The 15,751-nt window shown below is 69.3% G+C and carries 13 protein-coding genes; 8 read left to right on the top strand and 5 right to left on the bottom strand.

Features of this window, described 5'->3' with window-relative positions; genetic code table 11:
* Positions 1–459: 459 nt before the first annotated feature.
* Positions 460–723, bottom strand: a complete 264-nt coding sequence (locus tag EJC51_RS20520; protein WP_126272425.1) for a hypothetical protein — start codon at positions 721–723, stop codon at positions 460–462.
* A gap of 161 nt (positions 724–884) precedes the next feature.
* Here EJC51_RS20520 and EJC51_RS20515 point away from each other — a divergent pair, with 161 nt between their 5' ends.
* The gene (locus EJC51_RS20515; RefSeq protein WP_126272424.1) at positions 885–1,223 is read left to right on the top strand and encodes a hypothetical protein; all 339 of its coding nucleotides are present in this window, start codon (positions 885–887) and stop codon (positions 1,221–1,223) included.
* A 97-nt stretch (positions 1,224–1,320) separates the two neighbouring features.
* On the opposite strand, the gene EJC51_RS20510 is transcribed toward EJC51_RS20515, so the two are convergent.
* Complete coding sequence (locus EJC51_RS20510; RefSeq protein WP_126272423.1) at positions 1,321–1,785, bottom strand: hypothetical protein; 465 nt, start codon at positions 1,783–1,785, stop codon at positions 1,321–1,323.
* 240 nt (positions 1,786–2,025) lie between these two features.
* Between EJC51_RS20510 and mtrA the strand changes: the two genes are divergently transcribed.
* The 6 genes from mtrA to EJC51_RS20480 all read left to right on the top strand — a co-directional run bounded on the left by mtrA (position 2,026) and on the right by EJC51_RS20480 (position 9,760).
* Positions 2,026–2,715 (top strand): two-component system response regulator MtrA, encoded by a 690-nt coding sequence (gene mtrA / locus EJC51_RS20505; RefSeq protein ID WP_187284748.1) that lies wholly within the window; start codon positions 2,026–2,028, stop codon positions 2,713–2,715.
* Between the two features lies 1 nt (position 2,716).
* Positions 2,717–4,822, top strand: coding sequence for an MtrAB system histidine kinase MtrB (gene mtrB / locus EJC51_RS20500; protein ID WP_126272422.1), 2,106 nt, complete (start codon positions 2,717–2,719; stop codon positions 4,820–4,822).
* Positions 4,812–6,656 carry an LpqB family beta-propeller domain-containing protein gene (locus EJC51_RS20495; protein WP_126272421.1) on the top strand — a complete coding sequence of 615 codons (1,845 nt, stop codon included), beginning with the start codon at positions 4,812–4,814 and terminating at the stop codon, positions 6,654–6,656. Before mtrB ends, EJC51_RS20495 begins: the two co-directional genes overlap by 11 nt.
* A gap of 116 nt (positions 6,657–6,772) precedes the next feature.
* A complete protein-coding gene (locus EJC51_RS48765; RefSeq protein WP_244363421.1) occupies positions 6,773–7,807 on the top strand; it encodes a ComF family protein in 1,035 nt (344 codons plus the stop codon).
* 311 nt (positions 7,808–8,118) lie between these two features.
* Complete coding sequence (gene hpf, locus EJC51_RS20485) at positions 8,119–8,811, top strand: ribosome hibernation-promoting factor, HPF/YfiA family (RefSeq protein WP_126272419.1); 693 nt, start codon at positions 8,119–8,121, stop codon at positions 8,809–8,811.
* A gap of 202 nt (positions 8,812–9,013) precedes the next feature.
* A complete protein-coding gene (locus tag EJC51_RS20480; RefSeq protein ID WP_059192166.1) occupies positions 9,014–9,760 on the top strand; it encodes a response regulator in 747 nt (248 codons plus the stop codon).
* Here EJC51_RS20480 and EJC51_RS20475 read toward each other — a convergent pair.
* Together EJC51_RS20475 and EJC51_RS20470 are read right to left on the bottom strand one after the other, a co-directional pair.
* Positions 9,746–10,912 (bottom strand): winged helix-turn-helix domain-containing protein, encoded by a 1,167-nt coding sequence (locus EJC51_RS20475; RefSeq protein ID WP_126272418.1) that lies wholly within the window; start codon positions 10,910–10,912, stop codon positions 9,746–9,748. The two genes, EJC51_RS20480 and EJC51_RS20475, sit on opposite strands and share 15 nt — an antisense overlap.
* 52 nt (positions 10,913–10,964) lie before the next feature.
* The gene (locus tag EJC51_RS20470; protein ID WP_126272417.1) at positions 10,965–11,546 is read right to left on the bottom strand and encodes a GNAT family N-acetyltransferase; all 582 of its coding nucleotides are present in this window, start codon (positions 11,544–11,546) and stop codon (positions 10,965–10,967) included.
* Between the two features lie 270 nt (positions 11,547–11,816).
* On the opposite strand from EJC51_RS20470, the gene secA reads away from it, so the two are divergent.
* Positions 11,817–14,657, top strand: a complete 2,841-nt coding sequence (secA, locus tag EJC51_RS20465; protein ID WP_126272416.1) for a preprotein translocase subunit SecA — start codon at positions 11,817–11,819, stop codon at positions 14,655–14,657.
* A gap of 150 nt (positions 14,658–14,807) precedes the next feature.
* Here the strand turns inward: secA and EJC51_RS20460 are convergent, their stop codons facing one another.
* Complete coding sequence (locus EJC51_RS20460) at positions 14,808–15,452, bottom strand: Rv3235 family protein (protein ID WP_126272415.1); 645 nt, start codon at positions 15,450–15,452, stop codon at positions 14,808–14,810.
* Positions 15,453–15,751 lie beyond the last annotated feature (299 nt).

Raw genomic sequence — 15,751 nt, 5'->3', positions numbered from 1 at the left:
CCCGCGCCACTCACGATGTCCCGGGGTGATCACGCTTCACGCTCTGATCCCGCCTAGGGGCTGATGCACCGGACCGATCCTGATTCCCCTCCCTGGCCCCACATCGCCAGGCCCGATCCTGGGGGAGACGGCATTGCCCACAGGCCCGCACGCCAGGTGCGGCCACGGACCCAACAGACGCTTTGTGCTCCACAAGCAGGTGCGCGACGGCTTGGGCTTCGTTGGATCATGCGGGCCGTGGTCGGGGGGATCGTGGGTGGCTGGGGCGGTCGGCTCCGCGACTTTAGCCAGCCACTTTGGGGGGAGCCTCGAAGATCATGGCCCCAACGTCGTGCTTTAACGGGCAGGTCCACAGACTGCCCGACTCGCCGGAAGCTTACGGGGCCATGATCACTCCCCCCAAAGCAGCTCCCGGCCAAAGTCGCTACGCCGACCGCGTGGGCAACTCCTGCGACGGGTTCAGAGGATGGTCAGCCTTTCAAGCGGTGCGCCCTTCGATGGCCGCAGATAGAGGCCGCCTCCAGCGTCTACGGCGTTCTCAACCATCGCGTAAAGCTGCACGGCGCGGTTGATGATGTCGGTTCGAGTCTCTTTGTGGATCTTCTCCACCTGCTTGATGGCCTCGACGGAACGCGGATTGAGCCTCAGCGTCACCCTCACCCCTTCACGGAGGCCGCGAGCCTCGCCTTCGTTGAGACCGTTTTCACCTTGAGATGTGGCCATCGCCGTGTCTTCCGTCCGTTGGGCTAACGCGTAGTCGCACCCAGTATGCCGATCGAATGCCTGATGTGCATCTAAAAAGCATACGCGAAGCGCCTTCGGCGGGTAGCGAAAGGATCTTTATGTGACTATAGGTGCATATTGGATGACACTGGGGAGCGTGCATGGCTGACGAGGAGTGGAAGCTGGATGATGAGGGCGCTGACCTGAAGTACAAAATGGAGAAGGCAGGTCTGCGGTGGACCCTCCCCGACAAACTCGGAGCTGTGGATTTTGTGACTGAGACCGACAAGGGCTCCACGCTCAACCGCGCCGTTGTCTCTTTCACGATCTTGATCGCAGCGTTCGTGGTTGCGCTGATGGTGGCGGTGATCTGCTGGATGGCCGGAGCTGTGTCGGAGTTGAAGATTGCCCTCCCGCTCTTCTTCTTCGTGGTTGTCGCTGTCGCCGGCTACGTCTTCGTCGTTCGGCGCGTGAGTGGCGGAAGCTCCCCAGGACGGTAAACGTTCATGGCGCCGGAGGCTCTGCGACAGCGACCGCAGCCTGTCAGGCGCGGACAGCGGCGGTCTGGGTCGCACATGCGCATGCGCGTGACAGCCATCAGTGAGCCCTGGGCGTGCTGCCCTTACGGTGAAGCCACACCAGAACCGGGGCGGCAATCGTGGCTATACCAACGAGCATGAAGAAGGCGCGGCCGAACGCGTCTAGATCGTCCGTCCAGCCCTCTGGGAAGAGCGCCTGATAGATGAGCCATCCAGCTATGAGGACGGCGCCTCCAAGGAGCACCATGCCCGCGCCATCCGTGATGTCCCTGCGGTAGTGGTTCTCGAAGAGCCAGTTGATCCCGAGCAACAGCAAGACGGCTGGGAAGAGCCCGATGTAGCAGGAGATCCCAAACAAGCCGATGTTGGTGAGCAAGGCGCCCACGCCTCCGGCATCCTTCACGAACCCGATGAGTGTTGACCCTGTGGCGATGACCCACAGGACGTTGTCCAACGCGTTCTTCACGCTCTCGAAGGCGCCAGAGCTGGAAGCCGGTGCGGGAGAGCCAGTACGGTCCGTCATCTCGTCACCTACTTGCCCCCTATCTCCGGTTTACGCCCGCAGGACCTTCGGCGCACCTTGAGCGATCTCCCATCGCTGGGGACCTGAGAGGGAGGCGGCGCGTCGCGAGTCATCACGGCTGACATCCATGGCTGACATCAACGTCGGCGGACGAGGGCAGACAGTGACCGCCCGGTACGACTAAGGTCACTGGCCGGTGAGCTATCTCACCACTGCCTTCGCCACTGTTATGAGAATGGGATGATGTCGTTTATGAAGGGACGAGTCCTTGTCGTCGACGACGACACCGCACTGGCCGAGATGCTCGGCATTGTGCTGCGTGGTGAAGGTTTTGAGCCGTCTTTCGTAGCCGACGGCGACAAGGCGCTGGCCGCGTTCCGGGAGAGCAAACCCGATCTGGTGCTGCTGGACCTGATGCTGCCCGGTCGGGACGGCATCGAGGTGTGCCGGCTGATCAGGGCCGAGTCGGGTGTGCCGATCGTGATGCTGACGGCCAAGAGCGACACCGTGGACGTGGTGGTCGGGCTGGAGTCCGGCGCCGACGACTACATCGTGAAGCCGTTCAAGCCGAAGGAGCTGGTCGCCCGGATCCGGGCGCGGCTGCGGAGGTCGGAGGAGCCGGCGCCGGAGCAGCTCGCCATCGGTGACCTGGTCATCGACGTGGCCGGGCACTCGGTGAAGCGGGACGGGCAGTCGATCGCGCTGACGCCGCTGGAGTTCGACCTGCTGGTCGCGCTCGCGCGCAAGCCGTGGCAGGTGTTCACGCGCGAGGTGCTGCTCGAGCAGGTGTGGGGATACCGGCACGCCGCCGACACCCGGCTCGTGAATGTGCATGTGCAGCGGCTTCGCTCCAAGGTCGAGAAGGACCCGGAGCGGCCGGAGATCGTGGTGACCGTCCGTGGTGTGGGATACAAGGCAGGACCCAGCTGACATGTCCGGAGACAGTGCCGCTTCGTCGCCCGGACGGACCGGGGCGAGTGCGGGGCGGCCTGTCGGGCGGAAGACGGGCGGCTCCCGCTGGGGGCGCTTCTTCGAGGGCGGGCTGCTCCAGGGCGGTGTCCAGGGCAGCCCGGTCCTGCGGTTGTTCATGCGCTGGGTACGGCGGCCGCTGCTGCCCGTCATGCGGCTGTGGCGGCGCAACATCCAGCTCAGGGTCGTCGCCACGACCCTGCTGATGTCGCTCGGTGTCGTCCTGCTGCTCGGATTCGTCGTCATCGGCCAGGTGCGCAACGGCCTGCTGGACGCCAAGGTGAAGGCCTCGCAGAGCCAGGCCACCGGTGGTTTCGCGTCGGCCAAGCAGAAGGCCGACACGGCGTTCACCGCGAACGGGGACGACAGCGCGGACGACCGCGCCAACCAGAACGTCAGCTCATGGATGGGCGACCTGGTGGAGTCGCTCTCCAGCGGCGGCCAGGGCGCCTTCGACGTCGTCACGCTGCCCGCGGCCGGTGACGACAGCGGCGGCCGCGGACCGCGTGCCTCCGGCGAGGTCGACCCCACCGCGAGCGTCCCCGAGGACCTGCGGGAACGCGTCGACAGCGACAGCAGCCTGGCGGCCCAGAAGTACACCCGCATCCAGTACACCAACGGCGACGAGTCGCAGCCGGCGCTGATCATCGGCAAGCAGGTCGACGACCCGAACGACGACCCGTACCAGCTCTACTACCTCTTCCCGCTCACGCAGGAGGAGAAGTCGCTGAGCCTGGTCAAGGGGACGCTGGCGACCGCCGGGCTCTTCGTCGTCGTCCTTCTCGGGGCCGTCGCCTGGCTCGTGGTGCGGCAGGTCGTCACGCCGGTGCGGATGGCGGCCGGGATCGCCGAGCGGCTCTCCGCGGGGCGTTTGCAGGAACGTATGAAGGTCACCGGTGAGGATGACATCGCCCGCCTCGGTGAGGCCTTCAACAAGATGGCGCAGAACCTCCAGCTGAAGATCCAGCAGTTGGAGGACCTGTCGCGGATGCAGCGGCGGTTCGTCTCCGACGTGTCGCACGAGCTGCGGACGCCGCTGACCACCGTACGGATGGCCGCGGACGTCATCCATGACGCGCGCGAGGACTTCGATCCGGTGACCGCGCGGTCGGCGGAGCTGCTCGCCGACCAGCTGGACCGGTTCGAGTCGCTGCTCGCCGACCTGCTGGAGATCAGCCGGTTCGACGCGGGCGCGGCGGCGCTGGAGGCGGAGCCGATCGATCTGCGGGAGGTCGTGAAGCGGGTCGTCAGCGGTGCGGCGCCGCTCGCCGAGCGCAAGGGCACGCGGATACAGGTGCTGGGCGACCAGCAGCCCGTCGTCGCCGAGGCCGATGCGCGGCGTGTGGAGCGGGTGCTGCGCAACCTCGTCGTCAACGCCGTCGAGCACGGCGAGGGCAGGGACGTCATCGTCAAGCTCGCCTCGGCGGGCGGCGCGGTCGCGGTCGCTGTGCGCGACTACGGAGTCGGGCTCAAGCCCGGCGAGGCCACGCGCGTGTTCAGCCGCTTCTGGCGGGCCGACCCGGCACGCGCGCGTACCACCGGCGGTACGGGCCTGGGGCTGTCCATCGCCCTGGAGGACGCGCGGCTGCACGGCGGCTGGCTGCAGGCCTGGGGTGAACCCGGTGGCGGATCGCAGTTCCGGCTGACGCTGCCGCGGACCGCGGACGAGCCGCTCAGGGGCTCGCCGATACCGCTGGAACCCAAGGACTCACGTCGTAACCGTGGACTTAATGACGCCGGACTGCCGCGCGGGGCGGGCGACGGGGAGAAGCGCGCCACCGTACCGGTGCAGCCGGCGGGTGAACAGGCGCCCGCGCGGGCGCCGCTCGCGCCCCGGCTGAACGCCGCGCCCCCCACCGCCGACCCCACCGCGCTGCCGGGCAACGGCGCGCGCGTGGTGCCGCGGCCCACCGGGGGCGCACGCCCGGCGGACGACAGCGCGACGGACGCGCCCTCGCAGGGCGAGTCCTCGCAGAACGCGCCGGCGCCCGAGGCACCAGCTCCCGACGCCCGGAACGCCGGGTCGCAGGACCGCAGCAAGCAAGGGGAGGCCAGCCGTGGGCGCTGACCGTGTGGGGGGCGGCCGGCGGCGGAAGCCGGTGCGCACGGTGGCGTACGCCGTCTGTGGCGCCGTACTGCTGGCGGGGTGCGCCTCGATGCCGGACAGCGGGGATCTGCGCGACGTGGAATCCACGCCCCGGCAGGACACACAGGTGCGGGTCTTCGCGCTGCCGCCCCGGGAGAACGCCGGCGCCAGGGAGATCGTGGACGGCTTCCTCGAGGCGCTGACCAGCGACGATCCCCAGTTCGAGACGGCGAAGAAGTATCTGACCGGCGACGCCGCGAAGGCGTGGAAGCCCGAGGCGTCCTTGACCGTGCTGGAAGAGGGGCCGGGGGCGACTCCGGAGGGCGTGAACGGCCGGGACACGCAGTCCGAGTCCTCGTTCCGGCTGTACGGCGACAAGATCGCCACCGTGGACGGGCAGCAGACGTACGCCCCCGCCGCGGGCACCTACGACAAGCCGCTGCACCTCATCCGGGAGAAGAAGAGCCATCAGTGGCGCATCGACGCGCCGCCGCCCGGTGTCGTGATGGGCAAGTCGGACTTCCTGCGCAACTACACGTCGGTCAACAAGTACTACTTCGCCTCGAACACGCCCTCCGCCACGGGCGGGCAGCCGGTGGCCGTCGCCGACCCCGTGTACGTCCGCAAGAAGGTCGACCCGATGACGCAGACGGTACGGCTGCTGCTCGCGGGTCCCTCGCGCTGGCTCGACCCGGTCGTCAGGTCGAGCTTCCCCACGGGGACGAAGCTGAAGCTGCGCAAGGGAGTCACCTCGCTGACGCCCGACGAGCAGAACCGGCTGACGGTGCCGCTGAACGCCAGGGCGAACCGGGTCGGCGCGGGCCGGTGCCAGGAGATGGCCGCGCAACTGCTGTTCACGCTGCGGGATCTGACCCCTGCGGGTGTGGACGACGTCGCCCTCCAGGGCTCCGACGGCACGCAGCTGTGCACGGCCACGGCGAGCGACGCCGAGAACGCCGTGGTGCACGGGGTGGGCAAGAACGAGTACCAGTACTTCCTCGACGGCAAGCACCGGCTCGTGCGGCTGCCGAGCGAGAGCAGCAACCCGGACGTCACGCCGGTGCCCGGCGCGCTGGGCGAGGGGGCCAAGGAACTGCGCTCGGCCGCGGTGTCGCGGGACGAGCGGATGGCGGCCGGGGTCACGCTCGACGGCAGTGAGCTGTACGTCGGGTCGCTGGTGTCGGGCGCCTCGCTCGGCGATCCGGTGCTGCACAGCGACGGCAAGACGCAGAAGGACCGTCTCACCACGCCCAGTTGGGACGGCGACGGCAACCTGTGGGTGGCCGACCGCGATCCCGACCGGCCCCGACTGCTGTTCCTGAAGGACGGCGCGGGCGAGCCGATCGAGGTCTCGACCCCGGGGCTGGACGGGCGGATCGACGCGGTGCGGCTGGCCGCCGACGGGGTGCGGATCGCGCTCATCGTGGAGAAGGACGGCAAGAAGTCCCTCTCCATAGGGCGGGTCGAACGGGACGACAAGACGGACGAGGGTGCCGTCTCCGTGGTCGAACTGCGTTCGGTCACACCGCAGTTGGAGGAGGTCACCGCGATGTCCTGGGCGGGTGACAGCCGCCTGGTGCTGGTCGGGCGCGAACGCGGTGGCGTGCAGCAGATGGCGTACGTCCAGGTCGACGGCTCCACTCCGGTGGGGTCGCCGCCCGCCGCGCTGACGGGGGTGAAGGCCCTCGCCGCGTCCGAGGAGGAGCAGCTGCCGCTGGTGGCGTACTCCGAGGAGGACGGCATCGTCCGGTTGTCGTCGGGGTCGAAGTGGCAGCAGGTGGTCAAGGACGGGACGGCGCCGGTTTATCCCGGGTAGACCGGCTTATCCCGGGTAGGCCGACCTGACGTGTCTGTGCGTGCGGTGGTGGGTTGTCCACAGAGAGTTATCCACAGGGGTGGCCCGGGGGCTCGGGCGTGGGCACAGTGGTGGGCATGCGGGGGTGGTGGCGGGACCTCAAGGATCTGGTGCTGCCGGCCGAGTGCGGGGGCTGCGGGACGCCTCGTGCGGTGCTCTGCCCGGAGTGCCGCGCCGTTCTGAGCGGGAGCACACCGCGCCGGGTGCGACCGGTGCCGGAGCCGGTGGGGTTGCCTTCGGTGCACGCGGCGGCGCCGTATGCCGACGCGGCGCGGGCTGTGCTGCTGGCCCACAAGGAACGCGGCGCGCTGGCGCTTGCCGGGCCGTTGGGGAGGGCACTGGCGGGATCGGTCCGGGCGGGGCTGCGGGCGGCGCAGACGCGGGGGCAGGGGGCTTGGGAGGGGCCTGGAGAGGGTTTGGCCGGGCGAGATGGGGGGCGTCTGGCCGGGGGCGCGGCGTGTGGGCTTGCTGGTGCTGGTGCTGGTGCGGGGCTGTTGCTTGTGCCCGTTCCGTCCGCGCGTGCGGCTGTGGCCGCGCGTGGGCATGACCCGGCGCGGCGGATCGCGCTGGCCGCGGCCGCGGAGCTGCGGCGGGGCGGGGTGCCGGCGCGGGTCCTCTCGGTGCTGCGGCAGCGGCGTGGAGTGGCTGACCAGGCGGGGCTCAACTCCCGGGAGCGGCTGGACAATCTCGCCGGCGCGCTCTCCGTGGTACCCGGCGGTGGGCGGCTGCTGCTCGGGGGTCCGGTCGTGCTGGTCGACGACGTCCTGACGACGGGGGCGTCCCTCGCGGAGGCCGCGCGGGCCGTGCGGGCGGCGATGGCCGAGGAGGACGGTGACGCGGTTGAGGGGTTCGGGGGGAGGCGCGCGTATGGGGGAGAGGCGGTTGTGCGGCGTCGGGGGGTGGGTGGGTGTGGAAGTGGTGTGACTGCCGTGTACGGGGCCGTGGGTCGGGAAGGCAGAGGGGGAGAGGACGGATCGGTGCGGGCGAAAGCGGGTGAGCAGGGCGGACGGGCGGGAATGCGGGGTGCGGGGCTCGCGGGCGGGCGTGGTGACGTCGTCTGCGCGGCGGTGGTCGCTGCGTCGCCGGATGCTTTCGAAATAAACCGGAACTGACTGTGCACTTGCATCGTTGCAGGTAATGAGAGGACCAATTCACCTGAACGGAGGTACGCCGCGGTAGAGGGTGACGACATCCGTCCGGGCGAGATATGTTCGGTTGTGAGGAAAGGCCCAGGCCACGCCTCTCATATCCGATTGCCGTGCTGCGGGTTTTTCACAATCACCCGCGCTGGTGGAGTGGAGATCTTGCCCGCGGGGGAGGAGGTGGAAGTCACCGAGTCCGAGGTTCCGGGACTCACCGGAGCCTGGTGCAAAAGGGAGATGCTCCGCCGTCGCAGCGGAGTGATCCGGGAACGGAGTTCTGCGTGGACATCGTCGTCAAGGGCCGCAAGACCGAGGTGCCCGAGCGGTTCCGCAAGCACGTGGCCGAGAAGCTGAAGCTGGAGAAGATCCAGAAGCTCGACGGCAAGGTGATCAGCCTCGACGTCGAGGTGTCCAAGGAGCCCAACCCCCGACAAGCCGACCGCTGTGACCGAGTGGAGATCACGCTCCGCTCCCGCGGTCCGGTGATCCGGGCGGAGGCGGCGGCAAGCGATCCGTACGCGGCGCTGGACCTGGCGGCGGAAAAGCTGGACGCCCGCCTGCGCAAGCAGCACGACAAGCGTTTCTCGCGCCGCGGTGCGCGCCGGATCTCGGCAGCCGAGGTCGCCGACCACGTCCCGGGCGCGGCCACCCTCAACGGCAACGGCGTCCCCGTCCATGACGAAGAGCCGGACGGCGTCCCCACCAAGAAGATCGGCTCGCTGGAAGTGAAGGGCGAAGGCCCCCTCATCGTCCGCGAGAAGACCCACGTCGCCTCCCCGATGACCCTCGACCAGGCGCTGTACGAGATGGAGCTGGTCGGGCACGACTTCTACTTGTTCGTCGATTCCGAGACGAAGGAACCGAGTGTCGTCTACCGACGGCACGCCTACGACTACGGCGTCATCCACCTCAGCACGGACCCCATGGTCGCCCAGGCGCAGCCCCCCGCGGCCGGTGGCACGCTGGGTGGCTGACCGCCCGGCCTGACGGCTGAGCCGGTGCCCCTGGAGCGCGTGTGCGCCCCCAGGGGCACCGGTGTGCGACCACTTCGCGCCCCGCTCGGTCACCGCGGTGTCGTCCGGGCATGAAATCATGGCCGCACCGGCCCAACCGCTGGGCCGTTGCCTTGGGTTGGCGATGGCACAGGACCAGCCACAGCCTTCAGGGGGAGGAACGATGGCGGACAGCTTCGGACCGATGCAGGACGGAGACGCCGGCGACGGCGTCACCGACTTGGGCCCGGACACGGGCTCACCACGCAAGGAGCCGATCCGTGTCCTGGTCGTGGACGACCATGCCCTCTTTCGGCGGGGACTGGAGATCGTGCTCGCGGCCGAGGAGGACATCCAGGTCGTGGGCGAGGCGGGCGACGGCGCCGAGGCCGTCGACAAGGCCGCCGACCTGCTGCCCGACATCGTCCTGATGGACGTACGGATGCCCAAGCGGGGCGGTATCGAGGCCTGCACCTCCATCAAAGAGGTGGCCCCCAGCGCGAAGATCATCATGCTGACGATCAGCGACGAGGAGGCCGACCTCTACGAGGCGATCAAGGCGGGCGCGACCGGATATCTCCTCAAGGAGATCTCGACCGACGAGGTGGCCACCGCGATTCGCGCGGTCGCCGACGGACAGTCGCAGATCAGCCCGTCCATGGCGTCGAAGCTGCTCACCGAGTTCAAGTCGATGATCCAGCGGACGGACGAGCGGCGGCTCGTGCCTGCGCCGCGGCTCACCGACCGTGAGCTGGAAGTCCTCAAACTCGTCGCCACCGGAATGAACAACCGCGATATCGCCAAGGAGTTGTTCATCTCCGAGAACACCGTGAAGAACCACGTGCGCAACATCCTGGAGAAGCTTCAGCTGCACTCCAGGATGGAGGCCGTCGTCTATGCGATGCGGGAGAAGATCCTAGAGATCCGCTAGCGCCTTGATCAGGGGCGCGCGCAGTTCGGGCGCGTCCACCCGCTCCACGCGTACGTCCGTGCAGTCCACCCAGCTCGCCGCCCCGACCAGTGCCTGGGCGACCGCCGGGACCGCCTTCGGGCCGTCCAGCGTGACCTGCCGGGCCACCAGGGTGCGGCCCTCCCGCGCGGGGTCCACGCGGCCGACGAGACGGCCGCCGGCCAGGACCGGCATCGCGAAGTAGCCGTAGACCCGCTTCGGCTTGGGGACGTAGGCCTCCAGGCGGTGGGTGAAGCCGAAGATCCGCTCCGTGCGCGCACGTTCCCAGATCAGGGAGTCGAACGGCGACAGCAGCGTCGTACGGTGGCGGCCGCGCGGCGGAGTCGCCAGGGCCTGCGGGTCGGCCCAGGCGGGCTTGCCCCAGCCCTCGACCGTGACCGGGACCAGGCCCGAGTCGGCGATCACCGCGTCGACCTGCTCGGCCTTGAGGCGGTGGTAGTCGGCGATGTCCGCGCGGGTGCCGACGCCGAGGGACTGACCGGCGAGGCGGACCAGGCGGCGCAGGCACTCGGTGTCGTCCAGCTCATCGTGCAGCAGGGCCTCCGGGACGGCGCGCTCCGCGAGGTCGTACACCCGCTTCCAGCCGCGGCGCTCCACACAGACGACCTCGCCGTACATGAGCGCGCGCTCCACGGCGACCTTGGTGCCCGACCAGTCCCACCACTCGCTGGTCTTCTTCGCGCCGCCCAGCTCCGTGGCCGTGAGGGGGCCTTCGGCGCGGAGCTGCTTGATGACCTGTTCGTAGGTGCCCTCGGGGAGGTCGTGGTTCCAGTGCGGGCGGTCGCGGTAGGCGCGGCGGCGGAACGCGAAGTGCGGCCACTCCTCGATGGGGAGGATGCAGGCCGCGTGGGACCAGTACTCGAAGGCGTGGGTCTCGGTCCAATAGGCGTTCTCGACGGTCTTGCGGCCGACCGCTCCCAGGCGGGCGTACGGGATGAGCTCGTGGGAGCGGGCGAGGACCGAGATGGTGTCGAGCTGGACCGCGCCGAGGTGACGCAGGACGCCGCGGACACCGGCCCGGCGGTCGGGGGTGCCGAGGAAACCCTGGGCGCGCAGGGCGATGCGGCGGGCTTCGTCGGCGGTCAGTTCGGTCGAGGGACGCGGGCTCGTCATGAGGGGGACGATAGGCGGTGGCACTGACAACGGGGCGTGAGCTGCGCGATCACTACGAGAGCTCCACGCGCGCCGGCAGATACGGCGCCGTCGACGGCAGCCCCAGGTCCGACGGCAGCAGCGAACCCACCCAGCAGTCCCGCCGTACGCCCTGGTTCACGATCCCGGAGCGCAGGACGCCCTCGACGGTGAAGCCGCAGCGTTCCGCCACCGCGCGCGAGGGGCGGTTGCCGACCTCCGCGCGCCACTCCACGCGGTCGATCGACAGCTGGGTGAAGGCCCAGCGGGACGCGGCGAGGACGGCCTCGGTGACGTAGCCGTTGCCGCGGTGCTCCTTCGTGCCCCAGAAGCCGACCTCGGCCGCGCTCATGGAACGCATGGACAGCCCGAGCATGCCCACCAGTTCCTCCCCTTCGGGGAGGAAGAGGCCCCACGTGAACATGGAGCCGTTCGCCCAGCCGTCCGGGACCAGTTCGCCCGCGAAGCTCTCGGCGTGCTCGCGCAGATAGGGCGAGGGGATGGTGGTCCAGCGCTGGATGTCGGGGTCCTGGGCGGCCTCGTACACGGTGTCGGTGTCCGGCGGGCCGACCGTGCGCATCAGAAGGCGGCCGGTGATGAGCGTGACGGGTTCCATCGGCCGATTCTGCTTGGGGATTCACGACAAGCGCCATCTTTTTGCGGTGCGTGAGCGCGCGGTCACCTTTCGCGCATTTCGTCGGCGGAACGCGGCACCATCCTCGACCCCCGGCCGTTGTCCCCTTTGACGGAGATTTGAAGCAGTGGACGGTCGGCGTCCCCGGCAGGCTCCCGGCGTGGCCATGTCCTCGCTTACGATGGCCGTTGCTCAGTCAAGTCAAATGGAAACCGACCGTCCCAGGCCCGACCGGCAAGGAGACCAACCCCCGTGTCCGTCCTCTCGAAGATCATGCGTGCAGGCGAAGGCAAGATCCTGCGCAAGCTGCACCGCATCGCGGACCAGGTCAACTCCATCGAAGAGGACTTCGTCGACCTCTCCGACGCCGAGCTGCGAGCCCTGACCGATGAGTACAAGCAGCGCTACACCGACGGCGAGAGCCTGGACGACCTGCTCCCCGAGGCGTTCGCCACCGTGCGCGAGGCCGCCAAGCGCGTCCTCGGCCAGCGTCACTACGACGTGCAGATCATGGGCGGCGCCGCCCTCCACCTCGGCTACGTCGCCGAGATGAAGACCGGTGAGGGCAAGACCCTCGTCGGCACCCTGCCCGCCTATCTCAACGCGCTGTCCGGCAAGGGCGTTCACCTGATCACGGTCAACGACTACCTGGCCGAGCGCGACTCCGAGATGATGGGCCGCGTCCACAAGTTCCTGGGCCTGGAAGTCGGCTGCATCCTCGCCAACATGACGCCCGCCCAGCGCCGCGAGCAGTACGCCTGCGACATCACGTACGGCACGAACAACGAGTTCGGCTTCGACTACCTGCGCGACAACATGGCGTGGTCCAAGGACGAGCTCGTCCAGCGCGGCCACAACTTCGCCATCGTCGACGAGGTCGACTCCATCCTGGTCGACGAGGCCCGTACGCCGCTGATCATCTCCGGCCCGGCCGACCAGGCCACCAAGTGGTACGGCGACTTCGCCAAGCTGGTCACCCGTCTGAAGAAGGGCGAGGCCGGCAACCCCCTCAAGGGCATCGAGGAGACCGGCGACTACGAGGTCGACGAGAAGAAGCGCACCGTCGCCATCCACGAGGCCGGTGTCGCCAAGGTCGAGGACTGGCTGGGCATCGACAACCTCTACGAGTCGGTGAACACGCCTCTGGTGGGCTACCTGAACAACGCCATCAAGGCCAAGGAGCTCTTCAAGAAGGACAAGGACTACGTCGTCATGGACGGCGAAGTCATGATCGTCGACGAGCACACCGGCCGTATCCTCGCCGGCCGCCGCTACAACGAGGGCATGCACCAGGCGATCGAGGCGAAGGAAGGGGTGGACATCAAGGACGAGAACCAGACGCTCGCCACGATCACCCTCCAGAACTTCTTCCGCCTCTACAAGCGCCACGACCACGACGGCAAGGAACAGCCCGGTCTGTGCGGCATGACCGGTACGGCGATGACCGAGGCCGCCGAGTTCCACCAGATCTACAAGCTCGGCGTCGTCCCGATCCCGACCAACAAGCCGATGATCCGCAAGGACCAGTCGGACCTGATCTACCGCACCGAGGTCGCGAAGTTCGAGGCGGTCGTCGACGACATCGTCGAGAAGCACGAGAAGGGCCAGCCGATCCTCGTCGGCACCACCTCGGTCGAGAAGTCCGAGTACCTCTCGCAGCAGCTCAGCAAGCGCGGCGTCCAGCACGAGGTGCTGAACGCCAAGCAGCACGACCGAGAGGCGATCATCGTCGCCCAGGCCGGCCGCAAGGGCGCCGTGACCGTGGCCACCAACATGGCCGGCCGTGGTACCGACATCAAGCTCGGCGGCAACCCCGAGGACCTCGCCGAGGCGGAGCTGCGGCAGCGCGGCCTCGACCCCGAGGAGCACATCGAGGAGTGGGCGCAGGCCCTGCCGGCCGCTCTGGAACGTGCCGAGCTCGCCGTGAAGGCCGAGAAGGAAGAGGTCGAGGACCTCGGCGGCCTCTACGTGCTGGGCACCGAGCGGCACGAGTCGCGTCGTATCGACAACCAGCTGCGCGGTCGTTCCGGTCGCCAGGGCGACCCGGGCGAGTCCCGCTTCTACCTGTCCCTCGGCGACGACCTGATGCGCCTGTTCAAGGCCCAGATGGTCGAGCGCGTGATGTCCATGGCCAACGTGCCGGACGACGTGCCGATCGAGAACAAGATGGTCACGCGCGCGATCGCCTCCGCCCAGTCGCAGGTCGAGCAGCAGAACTTCGAGACGCGCAAGAACGTCCTGAAGTACGACGAGGTCCTCAACCGCCAGCGCGAGGTCATCTACGGCGAGCGCCGCCGCGTCCTGGAGGGCGAGGACCTGCACGAGCAGATCCAGCACTTCATGGACGACACCATCGACGCGTACATCGCCGCCGAGACCGCCGAGGGCTTCGCGGAGGACTGGGACCTCGACCGGCTGTGGGGCGCCTTCAAGCAGCTCTACCCGGTGAAGATCACCGTCGAGGAGCTGGAGGACGCGGCCGGCGACCGCGCGGGTCTGACCGCCGACTTCATCTCCGAGTCCATCAAGGACGACATCCACGAGCAGTACGAGGCCCGTGAGGCACAGCTCGGCTCCGAGATCATGCGTGAGCTGGAGCGCCGGGTCGTGCTGTCGGTCCTGGACCGCAAGTGGCGCGAGCACCTCTACGAGATGGACTACCTCCAGGAGGGCATCGGCCTGCGCGCGATGGCGCAGAAGGACCCGCTGGTCGAGTACCAGCGCGAGGGCTTCGACATGTTCACCGCCATGATGGAGGGCATCAAGGAGGAGTCCGTCGGCTACCTGTTCAACCTGGAGGTCCAGGTCGAGCAGCAGGTCGAGGAGGTCCCGGTCGAGGACGAGAAGCCGTCCCTGGACAAGCAGGACGCGGTGCCGGCGCAGGCGGGCGCCCGCCCGGAGATCCGCGCCAAGGGCCTCGACGCCCCGCAGCGCCGGGATCTGCACTTCTCCGCGCCGACCGTGGACGGCGAGGGCGGTGTCGTCGAGGGCGAGTTCGCCGACGACGACGAGCCGGTGCGCTCCGAGGCGGACGGCCTCACGCGCGCGGAGCGGCGCAAGCAGTCGCGTGGTGGGCGTCGTCGTAAGAAGTGACGGTGTCTGCGACGCCGTAGCGGATTGAAGGGCCGGGTCACCTGGGGTGACCCGGCCCTTCGCGTGCCGGTGGGGCCGGCTCGGTCGTCCCGGCTGCTTCGGGTCGCGTAGGAGCGCCGTGGTGTGCCAGCCGTGGTGCCGGCCGGGGTGTCAGCCGTGGTGTCCGTGGTCGTCCGTGCGTCGGTCGCGGGGGCCGCCCAGTTCCACCGCGGTGCAGCGCCAGCGGCGGTCCCGGCCGAGTTCCACGCGGAAGGCCATGGCGCGCAGCTGGTCGCCGGCGCCGATGCGGGCGAAGGCCTCGAAGGCGCCGGGGCGCGGGACGTAGTAGCCGATGTCGCGGACCACGGGGCGGGTGCCGCGGGCGCGGAGGGGGCCGCGTTCGGCGAGCTCGGCGAGTTCGTCGTAGGCGCGGCCGACGGTGTGCCGGAGCATCGAGTGGACCGGGCGCTGACCGCTGAGGACCAGCACGAGGAGTTCGGCGATGTGGTCGGTGGGGTGGAGCTGGGGGACCGGGACGGCGGGCCTGGGCGGGGCCTGGGCGGCGCGGGGGCCCGGGTGGAGGGGCGTGGCTCCGCCGCGCGTGGCGGGGCTTGTGGTCGCCGGTGGGCGGTTGTCCGTGGGCCTGGTGCGGGTGGTGCCGTCCGGGGAGCCCGGCGGGCGGCCGTCGTCGGGGGTGGCGCGGGGCGTTCCGCCGACCGGGGTGCGGGGCGGGGTGCCGCCGGGGCGGCGGGAGTCGCGGCGGCTCGGCGGGCGGGTGCCCGGGCGGAGCTGCGACCTGGTCATGACCTTGTTCATGGAGATCCCCGTTCGCGAAGCCCGGAGCGGAGCGGTGCGATGCGCTGCGTACCGGGCGGTAACTTCGGTGGTTGGGGATCTTGTACGGGGTTGAGGGCGACGGCGGCAAGGAAGCGCGGGGGGTGCGGCGAGGGCGCGGAATGTTCGCTTATCCGGGTGATCCGCGATGCCGGAAGCCCGTGACCGCGGGGGCGTGCCGGGTGAGTTTCCGGACGGGGGTGGACGCCCCCACGGGGCCGGGCAGGGACTCGAAAGGGGACGCCCGCACGTATCCTGAAGGCCCTTCGGGAGGTCGTCAC

Origin of the sequence: Streptomyces aquilus (genome assembly GCF_003955715.1) — a bacterium.
Classification (GTDB): domain Bacteria; phylum Actinomycetota; class Actinomycetes; order Streptomycetales; family Streptomycetaceae; genus Streptomyces; species Streptomyces aquilus.
The sequence above is the reverse complement of the archived record's forward strand: the minus strand, read 5'-3'. Positions and strand labels throughout refer to the sequence as shown.